Annotated in this window: 15 protein-coding genes; 11 read left to right on the forward strand and 4 right to left on the reverse strand. The window is 74.6% G+C overall.

Annotated features, from left to right (window positions below; all coding sequences use genetic code 11):
• From WMI84_RS10835 to WMI84_RS10880, 10 genes are all read left to right on the forward strand, one after another.
• Positions 1–1544 (forward strand): GMC family oxidoreductase (locus WMI84_RS10835; protein WP_347353015.1); only part of this gene is annotated, 1544 nt, incomplete at its 5' end.
• Positions 1541–3013, forward strand: a complete 1473-nt coding sequence (gene mftF / locus WMI84_RS10840; protein WP_347353017.1) for a mycofactocin biosynthesis glycosyltransferase MftF — start codon at positions 1541–1543, stop codon at positions 3011–3013. The genes WMI84_RS10835 and mftF, both read left to right, overlap by 4 nt.
• A 259-nt stretch (positions 3014–3272) precedes the next feature.
• Positions 3273–3440, forward strand: coding sequence for a mycofactocin precursor MftA (gene mftA, locus WMI84_RS10845; protein WP_347353019.1), 168 nt, complete (start codon positions 3273–3275; stop codon positions 3438–3440).
• 5 nt (positions 3441–3445) lie between these two features.
• On the forward strand, positions 3446–3742 hold the full coding sequence (gene mftB / locus WMI84_RS10850; protein ID WP_347353021.1) for a mycofactocin biosynthesis chaperone MftB: 297 nt from the start codon (positions 3446–3448) through the stop codon (positions 3740–3742).
• Entirely contained in the window at positions 3739–4953 is a 1215-nt protein-coding gene (mftC, locus tag WMI84_RS10855; RefSeq protein WP_347353023.1) for a mycofactocin radical SAM maturase, read from the forward strand. The genes mftB and mftC overlap by 4 nt, the downstream gene beginning before the upstream one ends.
• A gap of 47 nt (positions 4954–5000) precedes the next feature.
• Positions 5001–5837 carry a mycofactocin-coupled SDR family oxidoreductase gene (locus WMI84_RS10860; protein ID WP_347353025.1) on the forward strand — a complete coding sequence of 279 codons (837 nt, stop codon included), beginning with the start codon at positions 5001–5003 and terminating at the stop codon, positions 5835–5837.
• 13 nt (positions 5838–5850) lie between these two features.
• Positions 5851–6864, forward strand: a complete 1014-nt coding sequence (locus WMI84_RS10865; protein ID WP_347353027.1) for a MoxR family ATPase — start codon at positions 5851–5853, stop codon at positions 6862–6864.
• A 108-nt stretch (positions 6865–6972) separates the two neighbouring features.
• Complete coding sequence (locus tag WMI84_RS10870; protein ID WP_347353029.1) at positions 6973–7839, forward strand: vWA domain-containing protein; 867 nt, start codon at positions 6973–6975, stop codon at positions 7837–7839.
• 95 nt (positions 7840–7934) lie between these two features.
• Positions 7935–9125 carry a pre-mycofactocin synthase MftD gene (gene mftD, locus WMI84_RS10875; protein ID WP_347353031.1) on the forward strand — a complete coding sequence of 397 codons (1191 nt, stop codon included), beginning with the start codon at positions 7935–7937 and terminating at the stop codon, positions 9123–9125.
• A gap of 71 nt (positions 9126–9196) precedes the next feature.
• Complete coding sequence (locus tag WMI84_RS10880) at positions 9197–10006, forward strand: mycofactocin-coupled SDR family oxidoreductase (RefSeq protein ID WP_347353033.1); 810 nt, start codon at positions 9197–9199, stop codon at positions 10004–10006.
• Positions 10007–10078: 72 nt separating this feature from the next.
• On the opposite strand, the gene WMI84_RS10885 is transcribed toward WMI84_RS10880, so the two are convergent.
• The 4 genes from WMI84_RS10885 to WMI84_RS10900 form a co-directional block, all read right to left on the reverse strand.
• Positions 10079–11968: an AAA family ATPase gene (locus WMI84_RS10885; RefSeq protein WP_347353034.1), complete on the reverse strand. Its 1890-nt coding sequence runs from the start codon at positions 11966–11968 to the stop codon at positions 10079–10081.
• A 154-nt stretch (positions 11969–12122) separates the two neighbouring features.
• A complete protein-coding gene (locus tag WMI84_RS10890) occupies positions 12123–13235 on the reverse strand; it encodes an NDMA-dependent alcohol dehydrogenase (RefSeq protein ID WP_347353036.1) in 1113 nt (370 codons plus the stop codon).
• A gap of 54 nt (positions 13236–13289) precedes the next feature.
• A complete protein-coding gene (locus WMI84_RS10895; protein ID WP_347353038.1) occupies positions 13290–14015 on the reverse strand; it encodes a TetR family transcriptional regulator C-terminal domain-containing protein in 726 nt (241 codons plus the stop codon).
• Complete coding sequence (locus WMI84_RS10900) at positions 14015–14335, reverse strand: multidrug efflux SMR transporter (protein WP_347353039.1); 321 nt, start codon at positions 14333–14335, stop codon at positions 14015–14017. The genes WMI84_RS10895 and WMI84_RS10900 overlap by 1 nt, the downstream gene beginning before the upstream one ends.
• A 303-nt stretch (positions 14336–14638) precedes the next feature.
• Here WMI84_RS10900 and WMI84_RS10905 point away from each other — a divergent pair, with 303 nt between their 5' ends.
• Positions 14639–16717 carry an FAD-dependent oxidoreductase gene (locus WMI84_RS10905; protein WP_347353041.1) on the forward strand — a complete coding sequence of 693 codons (2079 nt, stop codon included), beginning with the start codon at positions 14639–14641 and terminating at the stop codon, positions 16715–16717.
• Positions 16718–16804 lie beyond the last annotated feature (87 nt).

Below are 16804 nucleotides of genomic sequence, written 5' to 3' on the forward strand. Positions count from 1 at the left end.
TCGGCGCCGGGGCCGCCGGGTGTGTCGTGGCCGAGCGGCTGTCCCGGGACCGGGGCTCGGCCGTCGTCCTCGTCGAGGCCGGCCGGTCGGTGCGGCACCCGCTCGTGCGCGTCCCCAAGGGGTTCGTCCTGGCCATGCAGCGCTCCGGCTGGACGTACCGGTACCCGGCACGGACGGCGGACGGCGGGCGCGAGACCTGGGTGCGCGGCCGGGCGCTGGGCGGGTCGACCGTGGTGAACGGGATGATGTACCTGCGCGGGGAGCCCACCGGTCAGGACGAGATCGCGGCGCGCGGGCTCGACGGGTGGGACGCGACCGCCATGACGGCCGCGTACGACGCCCTGGAGCGCCCGGTCTCGGCCGGGCGCGACGATCCGGGGCTCCTCGACGTCACGGTCCCCAGGTGGGCACAGGTCGGCGACGAGGTGCTCGAGGCGGTGGTTGCGTCGGCCGAGACGCTCGGCCTCCCGTTCGTCCCCGACCTGAACGCGGGCGCCGGCCCGCGGCTCGGGGTCACCCCGAGCACCATCGCCGGCGGCCGGCGGGTCAGCGCGGCCACCGCCTTCCTCGCGCCGGCGCGGGGGCGGCCGAACCTGACCGTACTGCCCGGCACACGCGCCGGCCGGATCATGCTGGCCGGCGGACGCGCCGTCGGCGCGGTGGTCCGCCGGGGCGGTGCCACCCGGGAGGTCCGGGCACGCCGCGAGACCATCGTGTGCGCCGGCACCGTCGAGTCGCCGGTGCTGCTCGAACGGTCCGGGATCGGCCGGCCCGAGGTGCTGGCCCGGATCGGCGTCCCGGTCCAGGTGGCGAGCCCGCGGGTCGGCGAGGGCGTGGTCGAGCAGCGGGCCGTGACGCTCAAGGCCCGGCTGTCCCGCCCGGTCGGCCTCGGGTCCCGGCTGGGCACCCCGGTCGGGCGGGCCCGGGCGGCGGGGCGCTACCTGGCCACCGGGCGGGGACCGCTGGCGGTCGGGGCGTACGAGCTGGCCGGGCTCGTGGACACCCGCGGCGACGGGCGGCCCGACGCCCAGGTGCTGGTCACCTCGCTGGCGACCGACGAGACCGGTCTGGCGGTCTCGCGCGACCCGGGGCTGATGGTGGTCGGCTACGCGCTGCGCCCGACCACCGTGGGGTCGGTCCACGCCGGCGGGGCGGACCCGGACGACCTGCCGGTGATCGCGGCGAGGTTCCTGCAGACGGAGGCGGACCGCGCTGCGGCCGAGCGGATCCTGCGCTGGGAGCAGCGGCTGCTCGCGGTGGCGCCGGTCGCCGGCCTGGTCGCCGAGGTCACGGCGCCCTGGCCCGGGGTCGATGCGGTCAGCTACGCGGCGCTGACCGGATCGGGCATCTACCACGCGGTCGGCTCGTGCGCGATGGGACCGGACGAGTCGGACGTGCTGGACTGCCGGCTGCGCGTGCGTGGGATCGACGGACTGCGGGTGGCCGACGCCTCGGTATTCCCGAGCCACCCGTCGGGCGGGATGGCCGCGCCGAGCATGGCGGCCGGGTGGCGGGCCGCGGACCTCGTCGAGGAGGAGCGGTGAGCGCCCCGGTGGGCCGGCCGCCGCCGGGTGGCGCGACCTCCGGCCTGCCGGCGGGGACACGGGTCGTCTGGGACCGCCACGCCCGGCTGGGCCGGGACGGCTCCTTCGTCACCGGCGGGGCGCCGTGGGGACTGGCCCGGCTGGCCCCGCCGGCCCGTGGGTTCGCCCGGCGGCTCGGCGCCGCAGGGGACGTGGGCGTCATCCCCGCGGATGCCGTCGAGCTGGGCACCGCCGACCGCCTGGTCGCGCGCGGACTGGCCCATCCGCGGCCCGCGGCCCGCCCGGCCGGCGACGTCGTCGTGGTCGTGCCGGCATACGGCCGCCCGGGCTCGCTCGAGGCGTGCCTGGCCTCGCTGACGGGCCTCGACGTGGTCGTCGTCGACGACGCCTCCCCGGACGCGGCGACCGTGGCGCGGGTGGCACGGGCCCACGGCGCCCGGCTGGAGCGGCACGCCGCGAACCGCGGCCCGGCGGCAGCGCGCAACACCGGGCTGGCGGTCACGGACACCCGGCTCGTGGCCTTCGTCGACTCCGACTGTCGGGCCGAGCCGGGGTGGCTGGACCGGGTCGTCGGGCACTTCGACGATCCCCGGGTCGCGGCCGTGGCTCCCCGGGTGCGGCCGGTGGCGACGAACGGCTCGGCCCTGGCGCGCTTCGAGCAGGCCCGGTCGGCCCTCGACATGGGCGACGAGCCCCAGCTGGTCCGGCCCGGGGCCCGGCTCGGGTTCGTGCCGTCGGCCGCGCTGGTGGTTTGCCGAGCAGCCTTGGCGGGCGGGGGTTTCGACCCGTCGATGCGCGTCGGCGAGGACGTCGACCTGGTCTGGCGGCTGGTCGAGGCCGGCTGGCACGTCCGCTACGAGCCGACGGTGTCCGTGTGGCACGAGACCCGGACGCGGCCCCGGGACTGGCTGGCCACCCGGTTCGCCTACGGCACCTCGGCCGCCGCGCTCGACCGGCGCCACCCCGGGCGGCTGGCCCCCGCGCGCCCGTCGGCGTGGAACCTCGCCGCCCTGGCCTGCCTGGTCGCCGGGCACCCGGTGGCGGGGCTGCTGGTCATGGCCGCCGCCGCGGGCGCGCTGGCGCGGCAGCTGCGCACGGCAGGTGTGCGGTCGTGGGTCGCGCCGGTGCTCGTCGGCAAGGGTGTGGTCGCCGACGCCGTGGCGGTCGGGCATGCCCTGCGCCGCGAGTGGTGGCCCCTCGGCGCGCTGACCCTGGCGACCGCACCGTGGTCGCGCGCCGCCCGGGTGGGCGCGGTGGCGATGCTCGCGCCGATCGGGTTGGAGCTCGTGCGCGGCCGCCCCCGGGTCAGCGCGCCCCTGTATGCCGCCCAGCGGCTGGTCGCGGACGCGGCATACGGCACCGGGGTGATCGCGAGCGCGATCCGGGGCAGGCGCTTCGGCGCGCTGCTGCCGCGGGTGCGGCTGCCCTTCGTCGCGGTGCGGCTGGGGCGACCTGGCCGGCAACCCTGAACCCCGGCCCCTGGCCACGGCAACCCACACCGAAAGCAGCTCTCGTGGCCCAGGAGGCCCCCGCGCCACGACAACCACACCGAAAGCAGCTCTCGTGGCCCAACCCACGTGGCGGGGAGCTTCCGGTCGGACGACCGCTCGAGACCTGCCCACGCGCCGGCGCGACCCCTACCGACGGCGGGGCGCGCCATCTATCCTCGGGGTAGCGGCGACCCCGACCGCGGTCGCCCACGCGGATACTCGACGGGGAGAACGCATCGTGACGATCAGCGCGACGACCATCACCACGCTCGCAGGGAAGCCCGAGGAGCTCCTCACCGGCGATCACACCGGCTCGACGGACGCCCGGCCACGCCAGGACGAGGCCGTCGTGATCGACGACCTCGTCGAGGACGTCTCCATCGACGGCATGTGCGGGGTCTACTGAGCATCGTGACGGCCACGGACCCGGTCACGGCCTTCGACGCCGACGCGGCCTGGCGGGTCCACCCCCGGGTCGCGGTACGACCCGAGCCGTTCGGGGCGCTGCTGTACCACTTCGACACCCGGCGGCTCACCTTCCTCAAGGACCCGCGCCTGCTGACCGTGGTCCGCGCGCTGGACGGTGCCGGCGACGCGCGTGGGGCCTGCGCGGCGGCCGGGATCGCCGCACCCGAGCAGCCCCGCTACCTCGCCGCGCTCGCCCGTCTCGCCGAGGCCGCGATGATCGTCCCGGGGCGGACGCCATGACCACCGCATCCGCCCCACGCCTCGTCGACGTCTTCGAGCGCGGGCTCGACGCCCCGATCTGCCTGACCTGGGAGCTGACCTACGCCTGCAACCTGTCCTGCGTGCACTGCCTGTCCAGCTCGGGGCGGCGCAACCCACGGGAGCTGACCACCCGGCAGTGCCGCGCCGTCATCGACGAGCTGGCCCGCATGCAGGTCTTCTACGTCAACATCGGCGGCGGGGAGCCGACGGTCCGCCCGGACTTCTGGGAGCTGGTCGACCACGCGACCGCGAGCCGGGTGGGGGTGAAGTTCTCCACCAACGGCGTGCGGATCACCCCGGCTGCCGCCCGGCGGCTCGCCGCCAGCGACTACGTCGACGTGCAGGTCTCCCTAGACGGCGCGACCGCCGCCGTCAACGACGCCGTCCGCGGCGCGGGGTCCTTCGAGCTGGCCACCCGCGCCATGCAGAACCTGCGCACCGCCGGGTTCGAGAACTTCAAGATCTCGGTGGTCATGACCCGGCACAACATCCCGCAGCTCGACGCCTTCGCCGCGCTCGCCGATCGCTACCACGCCCAGCTCCGGCTGACCCGGTTGCGACCCGCCGGCCGGGGCGCAGCCGTCTGGCACGAGCTGCGCCCCCTGCCCGGCCAGCAGCGCGACCTGTACGACTGGCTGGTGCGCCACGGCGAGAAGGTGCTGACCGGGGACTCCTTCTTCCACCTCGCCGCCTACGGCGAGCCGCTGCCCGGCCTGGGGCTCTGCGGGGCCGGCCGGGTGGTCTGCCTGATCGACCCCGTCGGGGACGTCTACGCGTGCCCGTTCGCGATCCACGACAGCTTCCGTGCCGGCAACGTGCTGACCGACGGCGGCTTCGGGACGCTGTGGCGCACCTCGGAGCTCTTCTCGAGCCTGCGCGTGCCACAGACCGGCGGGGCCTGCTCCTCCTGCCCGCACCACGACACGTGCCGCGGGGGCTGCATGGCCGCGAAGTTCTTCACCGGGCTGCCGCTCGACGGGCCCGACCCGGAGTGCGTGCGCGGCCTCGGCGAGGCCGGGCTGCGCGAGAGCGACCCGCGACCCGTCCCGAGCCAGGACCACAGCCACCGGACCGCGCCGCCGCGCCCGCGGCCGGTCCCGGTGCGCATCCTGTCCGGACCACCGACCACGCCGGTCAGCGCGTGCCAGCAGCACCCGCTGGCCGGCTTCGACCCGGGTCGCACCCCGTGACCGGGTGACCCGCGCCGGCCCGGCGCGGGCAGACGAAGGAGAGACAAATGGCAGGACGAGTCGCCGGCAAGGTCGCATTCATCTCCGGCGCCGCGCGGGGCCAGGGTCGCAGCCACGCGGTGCGGCTGGCCGAGGAGGGCGCCGACATCATCGCCTTCGACATCTGCGGTGACGTGGAGACCAGCCCCTTGCCCGGACCCACCGAGGAGGACCTGGCCGAGACGGTGCGCGCCGTCGAGGCCCTGGACCGCCGGATCATCGCCCGGCGCGCCGACGTGCGTGACTTCGCGGCCGTCAAGGCCCTGGCCGACGAGGGCTTCGCCGAGCTCGGCCGGATCGACATCGTCGCCGCCAACGCCGGCATCAGCGGTGAGCTGAACCCGGCCGACGTGATGTCCGAGGCCGGCTGGCGGACGATGATCGACACGAACCTGACCGGCGTGTGGCACACCGCGAAGGCGGCGATCCCGCACATCAGGGCCGGGGGGCGCGGCGGGTCGATCGTCCTGACCAGCTCGGTCGCCGGGCTGAAGGCCTTCGGCAACATCGCCCACTACGTCAGCGCCAAGCACGGCGTGGTGGGCCTGATGCGGGCACTCGCCATGGAGCTGGCCCCGGACATGATCCGGGTCAACTCCATCCACCCGACCCAGGTCGACACCCCGATGGTCATGAACGAGGTGATCTTCAAGCTCTTCGTGCCGCAGGTCGAGCACCCCACCGTCGAGGACTTCGCCCCCGTCTCGCAGGCGATGAACGCGCTGCCCGTCCCGTGGGTCGAGGCGGTCGACATCTCGAACGCGCTGCTCTTCCTGGCCTCCGACGAGGCCCGGTACATCACCGGGGTCACCCTGCCGGTCGACGCCGGCGCCCTGCTGAAGTAGCAGTCGCGACGCGATGGCCACGGCAGCACCGAGCGGCGGCGACATCCGGGCGGATGCCGCCGTCCACCTGAGGGGCCGGGTGCGGGAGATCGCCCGCACCCGGGCCCGCGTGGCGCGACGGGTCGTGGGACGGGAGCACGAGCTCGACCTGATCCTGGCCGCCGTGGCCGCCGGGCGCGACCTGCTCCTCGAGGGTCCGCCGGGCGCCTCGAAGTCGACGCTGCTGCGCGCCATCGCGGCCGAGTGGGGCATCCCGGTGCTGTTCGTGGAAGGCAACGTCGACCTGACCCCCGCCAAGCTGATCGGCCACCACGACCCGGCGCGGGTGCTGCAGGAGGGCTACCGCGTCGACAACTTCGTGGACGGGCCGCTCGTGAAGGCCATGCGCCTGGGCGGGTTCCTGTACATCGAGGAGTTCAACCGCGCCCCGGACGACACCCGCAACGCGCTGCTGACCGCGATGGCCGAGCGGGAGATCGAGATCCCGCGGGTCGGCCACCTGTCGGCCGCGTCCACCTTCCGGGTCGTCGCCACGATGAACCCGCACGACAACGTCGGCACCACGCGCCTGTCCAGCTCGGTCACCGACCGGTTCAACCGGGTCGCCGTGACCTACCAGGACGCGGCCGACGAGCTGCGCATCGTCGCGCTCCGCGCGCCGCTCGCCGACGGTGACCTGCCCGCCGAGCTGGCCCGCGCCCTGCGTGCCGACGCCGTGGACCTCACCCGCGCCACCCGGGCACACCCGGACGTACGGCAGGGCAGCAGCGTCCGCGGGGCGATCGACCTGACCCTGGTCGGGGCGAACCTGATGGCCATGCGGGGGGTGTCCGAGGCCGGCGGGGCCCGCCTGGACCACGACCCGGCCCGACAGTCGTATGCCGCCACCGTCCTGGACGCGATGACCGTGGCCCTCTCCGGACGCATCCACCTTGACGAAGCGGTCCAGACCACCCCGGAGGCGGTGCTGCGAGAGATCTGGGAGGACCACTTCCTGCTCAACCCCGCGGCAGCGAAGCCGGGATGAAGAGCAGTCCCGGGCAGCTCGCCCCTCCAGCGCCCGCCCCGGCCGGCGGAGGATGCCCCGCCGCGACGCCGCCCCAAGCGGCTGGACGCCCCCGCCACCCTGTTCGCGGTGTCGCGCGGGAGCGCCGGGCTGGTCCTGACCGCCGCCGGGGCCCGCGGTGAGGGCGGCCGGCCGGATACCCCCGGGCGCAGTGCCAGCGGCACCACCGACGAGGCGCCGGACGGCACGACGGAGCCGCCGCACGCCGAGCTCGATCCCCGGGTGCTGCGGCTGGCCCGGCAGATCTCGGCCCGGCTGGTCCTGCCGCGGCCCCGGCCGGAGTCGTTCGCGCAGCGCGGGCCGGGTGACCTCGAGTCCCTGCCCTACCGCGGGTCGGCCGACGACATCGACCTCGACGCGACCCTCGAGCGGATGGTGGGCCAGCCGGTGCTCGAGCCGCGGGACATCGTCGTCCGGGAGCGGCGCCGGACCAGGCGCGCGGTCGTGCTGGCCGTCGACGTGTCCGGGTCGATGCGGGGCGAGCGCATCCGTACCGCGGCCGCCACCGTGGGCGCGCTGGTCGGAGCCCTGTCCGACGACGAGCTCGCCGTGCTCGCGTTCTGGTCCGATGCCGCTCTCGTGCAGCCGCTGCGCCGGGGCGTTCGCGCCGACACGGTGCTCGACACCCTCGTCCGGATCCCTGCCCGAGGTCTCACCAACACCGCCTTCCCGCTCGAGCTCGCCCGCGCTCAGCTCGACCGGGCCTCGGTCGCCGAGCCCCGGGTCCTGCTCCTGTCGGACTGCGTGCACAACGCCGGGCCCGACCCGGTCCCCCTCGCTGCCCGGCTGGCCCGGCTCGACGTGCTGCTCGACCTGTCGGGCGAGCACGACACCGGGCTCGGCCGAGACCTGGCGCGAGCCGGCCGCGGACGTCTCGAGCTGGTCCACGGCCACCGCGACGTCGTGCCGGCGCTCGCCCGGATCTTCGGCACCTGACCCGTGCCCGCATCCCATCGCTCTCGGCCGGCACGCAACCCCGTTGCGCCCGAGGCCAGTTCGTACCCAACCCAGCGCACGCAGGAGGTAACGAGATGTCCAGAACGTGGTTCGAGACGGTCGCCGAGGCCGAGCGCCGGGCCCGCCGGCGGCTGCCCAGGTCGGTCTTCCTGGCCATCCGCGGCGGCTCGGAGAAGGGCACGACGCTGGCCAACAACGTCGCGGCCTTCAGCCTGCTCGGCCTGGCCCCGCACGTCGTCGACCTGCCCACCGAGCGGGACCTCGCCACGACGATCATGGGTCAGCCGGCCGCCTTCCCGGTGATGATCTCGCCCACCGGGGTGCAGGCCGTCCACCCCGACGGCGAGGTCGCCGTCGCCCGGGCCGCGGCGAACCGTGGGATCCCGATGGGCCTGGGCGGTTTCGGGTCCAAGCCGATGGAAGAGGTGGTCGCCGCCAACCCGAGCACCTTCTTCCAGACGTACTGGAGCGGCACGAAGGACCAGCTGCTCCACCGGGTCGAGCGGGCCCGGAACGCGGGGGCGGTGGGGCTCATCGTCACCCTCGACTGGTCCTTCTCCAACGGCCGGGACTGGGGCTCCCCCCGGATCCCGGAGCGCATGGACGCGAGGACGATCCTGCGGCACGCCCCGGAGGTGCTGCTGGGCGGCAAGTTCCGCTACCTGACGGACTACGCGCGCACGATGCGGCCACCGGAGCTGTCCGTCCCGAACATGGCCGCCACCCCGGGCAGCCCGGCGCCCTCCTTCTTCGGCGCCTACGGCGAGTGGATGCAGACGCCCCAGCCGACGTGGGAGGACATCCGCTGGCTGCGCGAGCAGTGGGGCGGGCCCTTCATGGTCAAGGGCATCATGCGCGTCGACGACGCCCGGGCTGCGGTCGACGCGGGCGCCACCGCGATCTCGGTCTCGAACCACGGCGGCAACAACCTCGACTCGACCCCGGCGAGCATCCGCGCCCTGCCGGCCGTCGTCGACGCAGTCGGGGACCGGGTCGAGGTCCTGCTCGACGGCGGCATCCGGCGTGGCAGCGACATCCTGAAGGCCGTCGCCATGGGTGCCCGGGCCGTGCTCATCGGCCGGGCCTACCTCTGGGGCATGGCCGCGAACGGGCAGGCCGGTGTCGAGAACGTCCTGGACATCCTGCGCGGCGGGCTCGAGTCGGGGCTCATGGGCCTGCGCAAGTCGTCCGTGCACGACCTGCGCCGCTCCGACCTGGTCGTCCCGCCCGGGTTCGTCCTGGCCCTCGGTGCCGACGACACCTGAGAGAGCCGATCCACCAACCCCAACCGTCCACCAACCCCAACCGATCCAGTTCAGCCGTAAGGAGATCCACCATGACAGGCCGAGTAGCCGGCAAGGTCGCCTTCATCACCGGTGCCCCCAGAGGGCAGGGCCGCAGCCATGCCGTCCGCCTCGCCGAGGAGGGCGCGGACATCATCGGCGTCGACCTCTGCGGCCCGATCCCCGGGCTGCAGTACCCGCACGCCACCCCCGAGGACCTCGCGGAGACGGCACGCCAGGTCGAGGCGCTGGACCGGCGCGTCGTCACGGGTGTGGCCGACGTGCGCGACCGGGCGGCCCTGCAGGCCGTCATCGACCGGGGCGTGGCCGAGCTCGGCCGGCTCGACATCGTGGTCGCCAACGCCGGCATCTGCATGATCGCGGGGTGGGACGAGACCACGCCCGAGATGTGGGAGCAGACGATCGGCATCAACCTGACCGGCACGTGGAACACCGTGCAGCTCACCGCCCCGCACCTGATCGCCGCCGGGGGCGGGTCGATCATCCTGACCAGCTCGGCGGCAGGGCTCAAGGGCCTGCCGTTCCTGACGCCGTACGTGGCCTCCAAACACGGGATCACCGGTCTGGCAAGGGCGTTCGCGCACGAGCTCGCGGAGCACAACATCCGCGTGAACTCGCTGCACCCGACGGGTGTCGCCACTGCGATGGGCGGTCTCGGGGTGCTCTACCCGCCCTTGCTCGAGGCGCACCCGCGGCTGGGCGGCATGCTCGCCAACTCGCTGCCGGTCGAGGCGACCGAGCCGGTCGACCAGTCCAACGCGGTGCTGTTCCTCGCCTCCGACGAGGCCCGGTACGTGACCGCCCTGGCCATGACGGTGGACGCGGGCAACACGCAGTACTGACGCGCGGGCCCGGCTGGGCGGCATACGGATCCGTATGCCGCCCAGCCCGCTCCCGACGTCACGATCCGACGGTCACGGGCAGCCGGAGAGCAGCCGTTCCAGCAGCGCGGGAGCGTCGGCCGGGTCGCCGAGCTCGGCGAAGGCGGCCCCGGCCGCGCCGGCCAGCTCACGCGCCTGGGCGTCGTCGCCCGCGGGCGCCAGGACCCACAGCTCGTCGAGGGCGGCCGCGGCGCGCACCGCGGCGTCGCTGCCGTCCTCGCCCGGGCCGCTCGCGCGGCAGTCGGACAGCAGCACCACGACGCGCCGCGCAGAGGTCGCGCCGGCCAGCACCTCCGCGGCCCGGGTCAGCGCCCGGGACAGCCCCGTCTCACCGTGTCCGACCAGCCGCAGCACCCGGTCGACGACGGCCTGGCCGGGGTCCGGGTCGGACAGCTCGTGCAGCGTGACGACGTCGCGGGCGAAGGCGAGGACCGCGAGCTCGTCCGGCCGGCGCAGTGCGCACGCAGCGGTCAGCACGGCGGCCCGGGCCAGCCGCTCCCCCGTCATCGAGCCCGACCGGTCGACGAGCAGGAGGAGCGCCAGGCTGCCACGGCCCCAGTGGGTCATCGTCAGGTCGTCCAGGGACACCGGGCGGCGCTCGGCGCGGGCGCCGGCGATCGCCTCCAGCGAGGCGTCGACGTCGAGGTCGCCGTCGAGCCGCCCGCGAGAGGCGGTGCGGCGGTGGGCACCCGGCCGGTCGGGGACCGCACGGGCGACCCGGTCGAGCACGAGCCGGGCGCAGAGCCGTTCGGCGGCCGCGCGCAGGGCGGGGTCGGTGGCCCGGCGCATCCGGGCCATGAGGGCGACGGTTCCCGCGACGTCCGCGGACAGGGCCTCGCGCAGCGCGTCCTCGTCGACCTGCCCAACCGCAGGCGAGATGCGTTCGAAGCCGGGTGCGGTCGCCAGCTCGCTGCGGCCTACCTGCCGGTCGCTCGGGCTGCTGCGCGGCCGCGGCCGTCTCGGGGGGCCGGCCTGCTCCCCGGGACCCATGCCCGGGAAGCAGGCCGGATCCTTCCCCCCGGCATCGTCCCCCGAGTCGTCCCCCGAGTCGTCGCCCCCGCCCGGCCCGGCCGGCCGGGCGACGTACCGCTCGTAGAGCTCGGTGATGATCTGCTCGGCGCTGCGCCGGGAGGCCGGGGCGAGCTGCACCCGGCCGGACAGCGCGACCAGCGCGGCGTCGAGCCCGACGTCGGCCAAGGTGGCCGGGCGGCGGCGGGCGAGCGCCGCGGCAAGCCGCGTCAGGTCGATCGCGCCGCGCACCGAGGAGCCCACCCGCAGCTCGGGATGCTCGCGCGTGGCGCGCACGAGCGAGACGACCCGCCGGACCCACTCGGCGTCCGGGACGCTGCCCGGGAGTGGCTCCGCCCCGGTCGTCGACGAGGGAGCGGGCGGGTGGCCCAGCGCGGCGAGGACGATCCGGGTCTCGCTCTGCGGGTCCTGGTAGCCCATCGTGATCCGGCAGGTGCGGTCCGACAGGGCGCCCGAGATGCGGGCCGTGCCGACGGTGTCGAACGGGTTCATCGCCGCGACGAACCGGAAACCGTCGGCCGCCGCGACGCGGCCCAGCCGAGGGACCGCGACCTCGCGCTCGGACATCGCGGTCAGCAGCACGTTGAGGGTCTCCTCCGGCACCCGGTTCAGCTCCTCGACGTACAGCAGGGTGCCGCCGCGCATCGCCTCGAGCAGCGGGCCGTCGACGAACACCTCGGGGTCGTAGCCCCGGGACAGCACCAGGGCGGGGTCGAAGTGGCCGACCAGCCGCGCCGGGGTCAGCTCGGCGTTGCCCTCGACGAACGCGAAGCCGACGTCCCGGGCCCGGGCCACGGCCCGCAGCAGGGTGGACTTGCCGGTGCCCGGCGGCCCCTCCAGCACGACGTGGGCCCCGGCCTCCAGGGCCGCCTCGAGCAGCTCACGCTCCGGCACCCGACCGATCACCTCGAGGGCGTCGGGGCCGACTCCGGCTCCCGCCGTCCCGGCTCCCCCCGCCCCGGGTCGCCCGCTCCCGGACCGCGCGGTCGGCGCGGTCCGGGGCGGTGGCACCATACGGTCGGGTGCCATTGGGGGCAAAGGCGTCTGCTCAGTGCTCGTGCACGAGCACCCCGCGGACGTTCTTGCCGGACAGCAGGTCGTCATAGCCCTCGTTGACCTGGTCCAAGGTGTACGTCCGGGTGACCAGCTCGTCGAGCTTGAGGTCGCCGGACTGGTAGAGCCCGAGGATCCGCGGGATGTCGGTCATCGGGTTGCAGTCGCCGAACAGGCTGCCCTTGATCTTCTTGCGGAACAGGGTCAGCACCGAGCCGGACAGCTGGATGGTGGGCAGCTCCATCTTGTTCAGCCCGGTGAGCACGACGTTGCCGTCCTTGCCGACGATGTCGAAGCCCTGCTGGACCACCTCGGCGGTCATCAGGCCCACGGTCAGGATCGCCGAGTCGGCCATCTGCCCGCGGGTCAGCTCGGTCACCGCGGCCATCGCCTCGCCGGCCGTGGCGAACGCGTGGGTGGCGCCCAGCTCGAGGGCCTTCTCGCGCTTGTTCTCCAGCGGGTCGACCGCGATGACGTTCTTCGCGCCGGCGTACCGGGCGCCCTGCACCGAGTTGATGCCGATGCCGCCGACGCCGATGACGACCGTCGTGTCCCCCGGCCGGACCTCGGCGGTGTTGATCGCCGAGCCCCAGCCGGTCGGCACCCCGCAGCCGACCAGGACGGCCTTGTCCAGCGGCAGGTCGTCGTCGACCTTCACGCACGAGTTCTGGTGGATCACGCTGTACTGGCTGAACGTGCCCAGCATGCACATGGCGCCGTAGTCGCCGGCTGGTCCGGTGAACGGGAACCGGTTGCCCGGCAGGTAGCCCTCGAGGATGGTCGCGCCCATGTCGCAGATCGACTGGCGGCCGGTCGAGCAGTAACGGCAGTTGCCGCACGACGGGATGAACGAGCAGACGACGTGGTCCCCCTCGGCGACCCGGGTCACGCCCGGGCCGACCTGCTCGATGATGCCGGCGCCCTCGTGGCCGAGCACCATGGGCAGCCGCGCCGGCAGGTCACCGTGGGCGATGTGCACGTCCGAGTGGCACAGGCCGCCGTACAGGTACTTGATCAGCACCTCACCGGGCCCCGGGTCGGACAGGTCGAGCTCCTCCACGACGATCGGCTGGCCGGCCTCGTAGACGACTGCGGCTCTGGTCTTCATGGACTCTCCTTGCGGGCAATGGAACCGAGCGTTGGTCTACCCAATCTTGCACAGTCACCGCGGCCCGGCAGGGGGCGAATCGGACGACTTCCGCCGACCCCGGACCCGACCGGCGGACGGCTGTTGGCCGAGGGCGCCGTGGGGCTCGTGGGGCGGGCTGGACCGAGGGTCGGCCCCCGCCGAGCGACCGGGTGGGCCACCCGATGGGCGGCTCCGGTCCGGGGTCAGGATCGCCGCGACGACCGCCCGGACCTCATCAGGCCCGAGCGGTTCGGGGCTGGTCAGCGCCCGGAGGCACAGGCCGTCGACGGCGGCGGTCAGCGCGCTCGCGGTGGCCGGGGAGCTCAGGCCGGAAAGCACCTGCACGGTCGTGGCGGTGAAGCGGGCCGCCCCGGCCCGCAGGCGGGGCCGGTTGATCGCGGCGAAGTACACCTCGTACTCGACGACCAGCCGGTCCCGGTGCTGCTCCAGCTGGTCGAGCACGAGCGCGGTGACCGCCTCGGCGAGCCGTTCCGGCACCACCTCGCCGAGCCGGTCGGCCCAGTCCCGCAGCCAGGTGTCGTAGTGGTCCGCCGCTCGGTCGACGGCGGCCTCGAGCAGGTCGTCCAGGGTCGCGAAGTAGTACGTGGTCGATCCCAGCGGCACCTTCGCCTGCGCGGCCACCGCCCGGTGGGTCAGGCCCGCCATCCCCCCGGCCCCGATCACCTCCAGCGCCGCCGTGACGATCCGCTCCCGCCGGCCGGAGTCGCCCGGGCCGCGCGGCCGGCGCGGCGGCGGCATCAGTGCGCCCCGCCGAGGTTGAGCACCACGACCCCCGCGATGATCAGCGCGATCGCGGAGAGCTTGACCCACGAGAAGGGCTCGCCGAGCAGGACCACCCCGACCGCGGCGACCAGCGCCGTGCCGGCCCCGGCCCAGACCGCGTATGCCGTGCTGACCGGCATCGTCCGCAGCGCCAGCGTCAGCAGTCCCAGCGCACCGAGGTACCCGGCGGCCACGCCCAGGCTCGGCCCGAGCCGGGTGAACCCCTCGGACAGCTTCATGAAGGTCGTCCCGACGACCTCGAACACGATCGCTCCGGAGAGCAGAAACCAGGCCATGACCCGTCCTTGTCATCGGATGTGCATCCGTACACTTGTTTGTGTACAAGCGTACACGTCGCAGGACCGACCTGCCGCGAGCCACCGGAATCGCGTCGGGCTCGGCGCGTTTCGCCGGACGACCACTATCGGCCCTCGACTCGGGACTGCGTGCTGCCCGAACGCCGGACAGGCGAATAGTGGTCGTTCCGCGAGCCGGCCGCCGACCGAGGCCCCGACCCCCGGCCTTCCCGACACAGGTTCGCGTCCTGCGATCCGGACCACAGGCGCGACTTTCCACGGCTGTCACGGCAGAGTGAGCGCATGGACCGTCCCCAGCCGACCCACCGCGACCCCCGCCACGACGTGCTCTTCGAGCCGGTGACGATCGGCCCGGTGACCGCGAAGAACCGCTTCTTCCAGGTGCCGCACTGCAACGGGATGGGCTACCGGGAGGTGTCCGCCCTGGCCAGGATGCGCGAGGTGAAGGCCGAGGGCGGCTGGGCGGTGGTGTGCACGGAGGAGGTGGAGATCCACCCGACCTCGGACCTGACCCCCGCCATCGAGGGGCGACTGTGGAGCGACCAGGACATCCCGGCGATCGCCCGGGTGGCCGAGGCGATCCACCGCGGCGGTGCCCTGGCCGGCATCGAGCTGACCCACAACGGGATGTCCACCGCCAACCTGGCCAGCCGCGAGGTGCCGCTGGGCCCGTCGGCGCTGCCGGTGCTGTCCATCCACCCGGTCCAGGCGCGGGCGATGACCAAGGACGACATCGCCGCGCTGCGCGGCTGGCACCGGGCGGCGGTCCGGCGCAGCCTGCAGGCCGGCTTCGACCTGGTCTACGTCTACGCCGGGCACGGCCTGGCCGGCGCGCAGCACTTCCTGTCACCGCGCTACAACCTGCGCGACGACGAGTACGGCGGCCCGCTGGCCAACCGGATGCGGCTGCTGCGCGAGCTCATCGAGGACACGATGCAGGAGGTCGACGGACGCGCCGCCGTCGCGGTCCGGCTCTGCGTCGACGAGCTCACCGGTGCGGGCGGGCTGACCCGCGACGAGACCGCCGAGGTCGTCGGCACCCTGGCCGAGCTGCCGGACCTGTGGGACTTCATGGTCGGCGACTGGCCCAACGACTCCTCGACCTCGCGGTTCAGCCCGGAGGCGGTGCACACCGAGCACCTGCGGGGCCTGAAGCAGCTGACGACCAAGCCCGTCGTCGGGGTCGGCCGGTTCACCTCTCCCGACACGATGGTCGAGCACGTCCGGGCCGGGATCCTCGACCTCGTCGGAGCCGCCCGGCCCTCCATCGCCGACCCGTTCCTGCCGGCGAAGATCGAGGCCGGGCGCGCCGACGACATCCGCGAGTGCATCGGGTGCAACATCTGCGTGAGCAGCGACGAGACCTCCTCGCCGATCCGCTGCACCCAGAACCCCACGATGGGCGAGGAGTGGCGCCGCGGCTGGCACCCGGAGCGGATGAACCCGGCCGGCTCGCAGGCCCGCGTCATGGTGGTCGGCGCCGGCCCGGCCGGGCTCGAGGCCGCCCGGGCGCTCGGGCAGCGCGGCTACGAGGTGGCCCTGCTGGAGGCCGGCCGCCGGCTCGGCGGACGGGTGCTGCTCGAGTCGGCGCTGCCCGGCCTGGGCGCCTGGCGCCGGGTCGCCGACTACCGCGAGCAGCAGCTGGCCCGGCTGCCCGGCGTCGAGGTCTACCGCGAGAGTGAGACGAGCGCCGCCGACGTGCTCGTGGCCGGCTTCGAGCACGTCGCCGTCGCCACCGGGTCCCACTGGCGGGGCGACGGGGTGGGGCGCTGGCACACCCGGCCGATACCGCTGGACGACGGCGCCGAGGTGCTCACCCCGGACGACCTCTTCGCCGGGACGCGCCCGAGCGGGCGTTCGGTGCTCGTCTTCGACGACGACCACTACTACCTCGGCGGCGTCCTCGCCGAGCTGCTGCGCAGCGAGGGGTATGACGTCACGATCGTCACGCCGGAGCCCCAGGTGTCCGCATGGACGGCCAACACGCTCGAGGTCCGGCGGGTCCAGGCCCGGCTGCTGCGGGCCGGGGTGACCCTGCGGACCGCGCAGGCCGTCGTGGGCGTGCACCGCGAGCGGACGAGCCTGGAGTGCGCCTACACCGGCGACCGGACCGAGCTGGCCACCGAGTGCGTCGTGCTGGTGACCGCCCGCCGCGGCCGCAGCACCCTGTACGACGAGCTGTTGGCGCGGCGCACCGAGTGGGACGCCGCCGGGATCGCCTCGGTCACCGCGATCGGCGACTGCCTGGCCCCGTCGACGATCGCGGCTGCCGTCTACTCCGGGCATCGTTACGCACGCGAGCTGGACGAGCCCGAGGTCGTGGTGCGGCGCGAGGTGACCGCCCTGGCGGAGCCGTTCTGAGCCCGCACCAGGTCGCGGCAGCGCCCGGGCGCGCCGGGCGGGCGGGAACGGACGGCGGCCCGCGGGTCAGTCCGGTCTGCCCACGTC

It is taken from the genome of Intrasporangium sp., assembly GCF_039812505.1.
Classification (GTDB): Bacteria; Actinomycetota; Actinomycetes; order Actinomycetales; family Dermatophilaceae; genus Intrasporangium_A.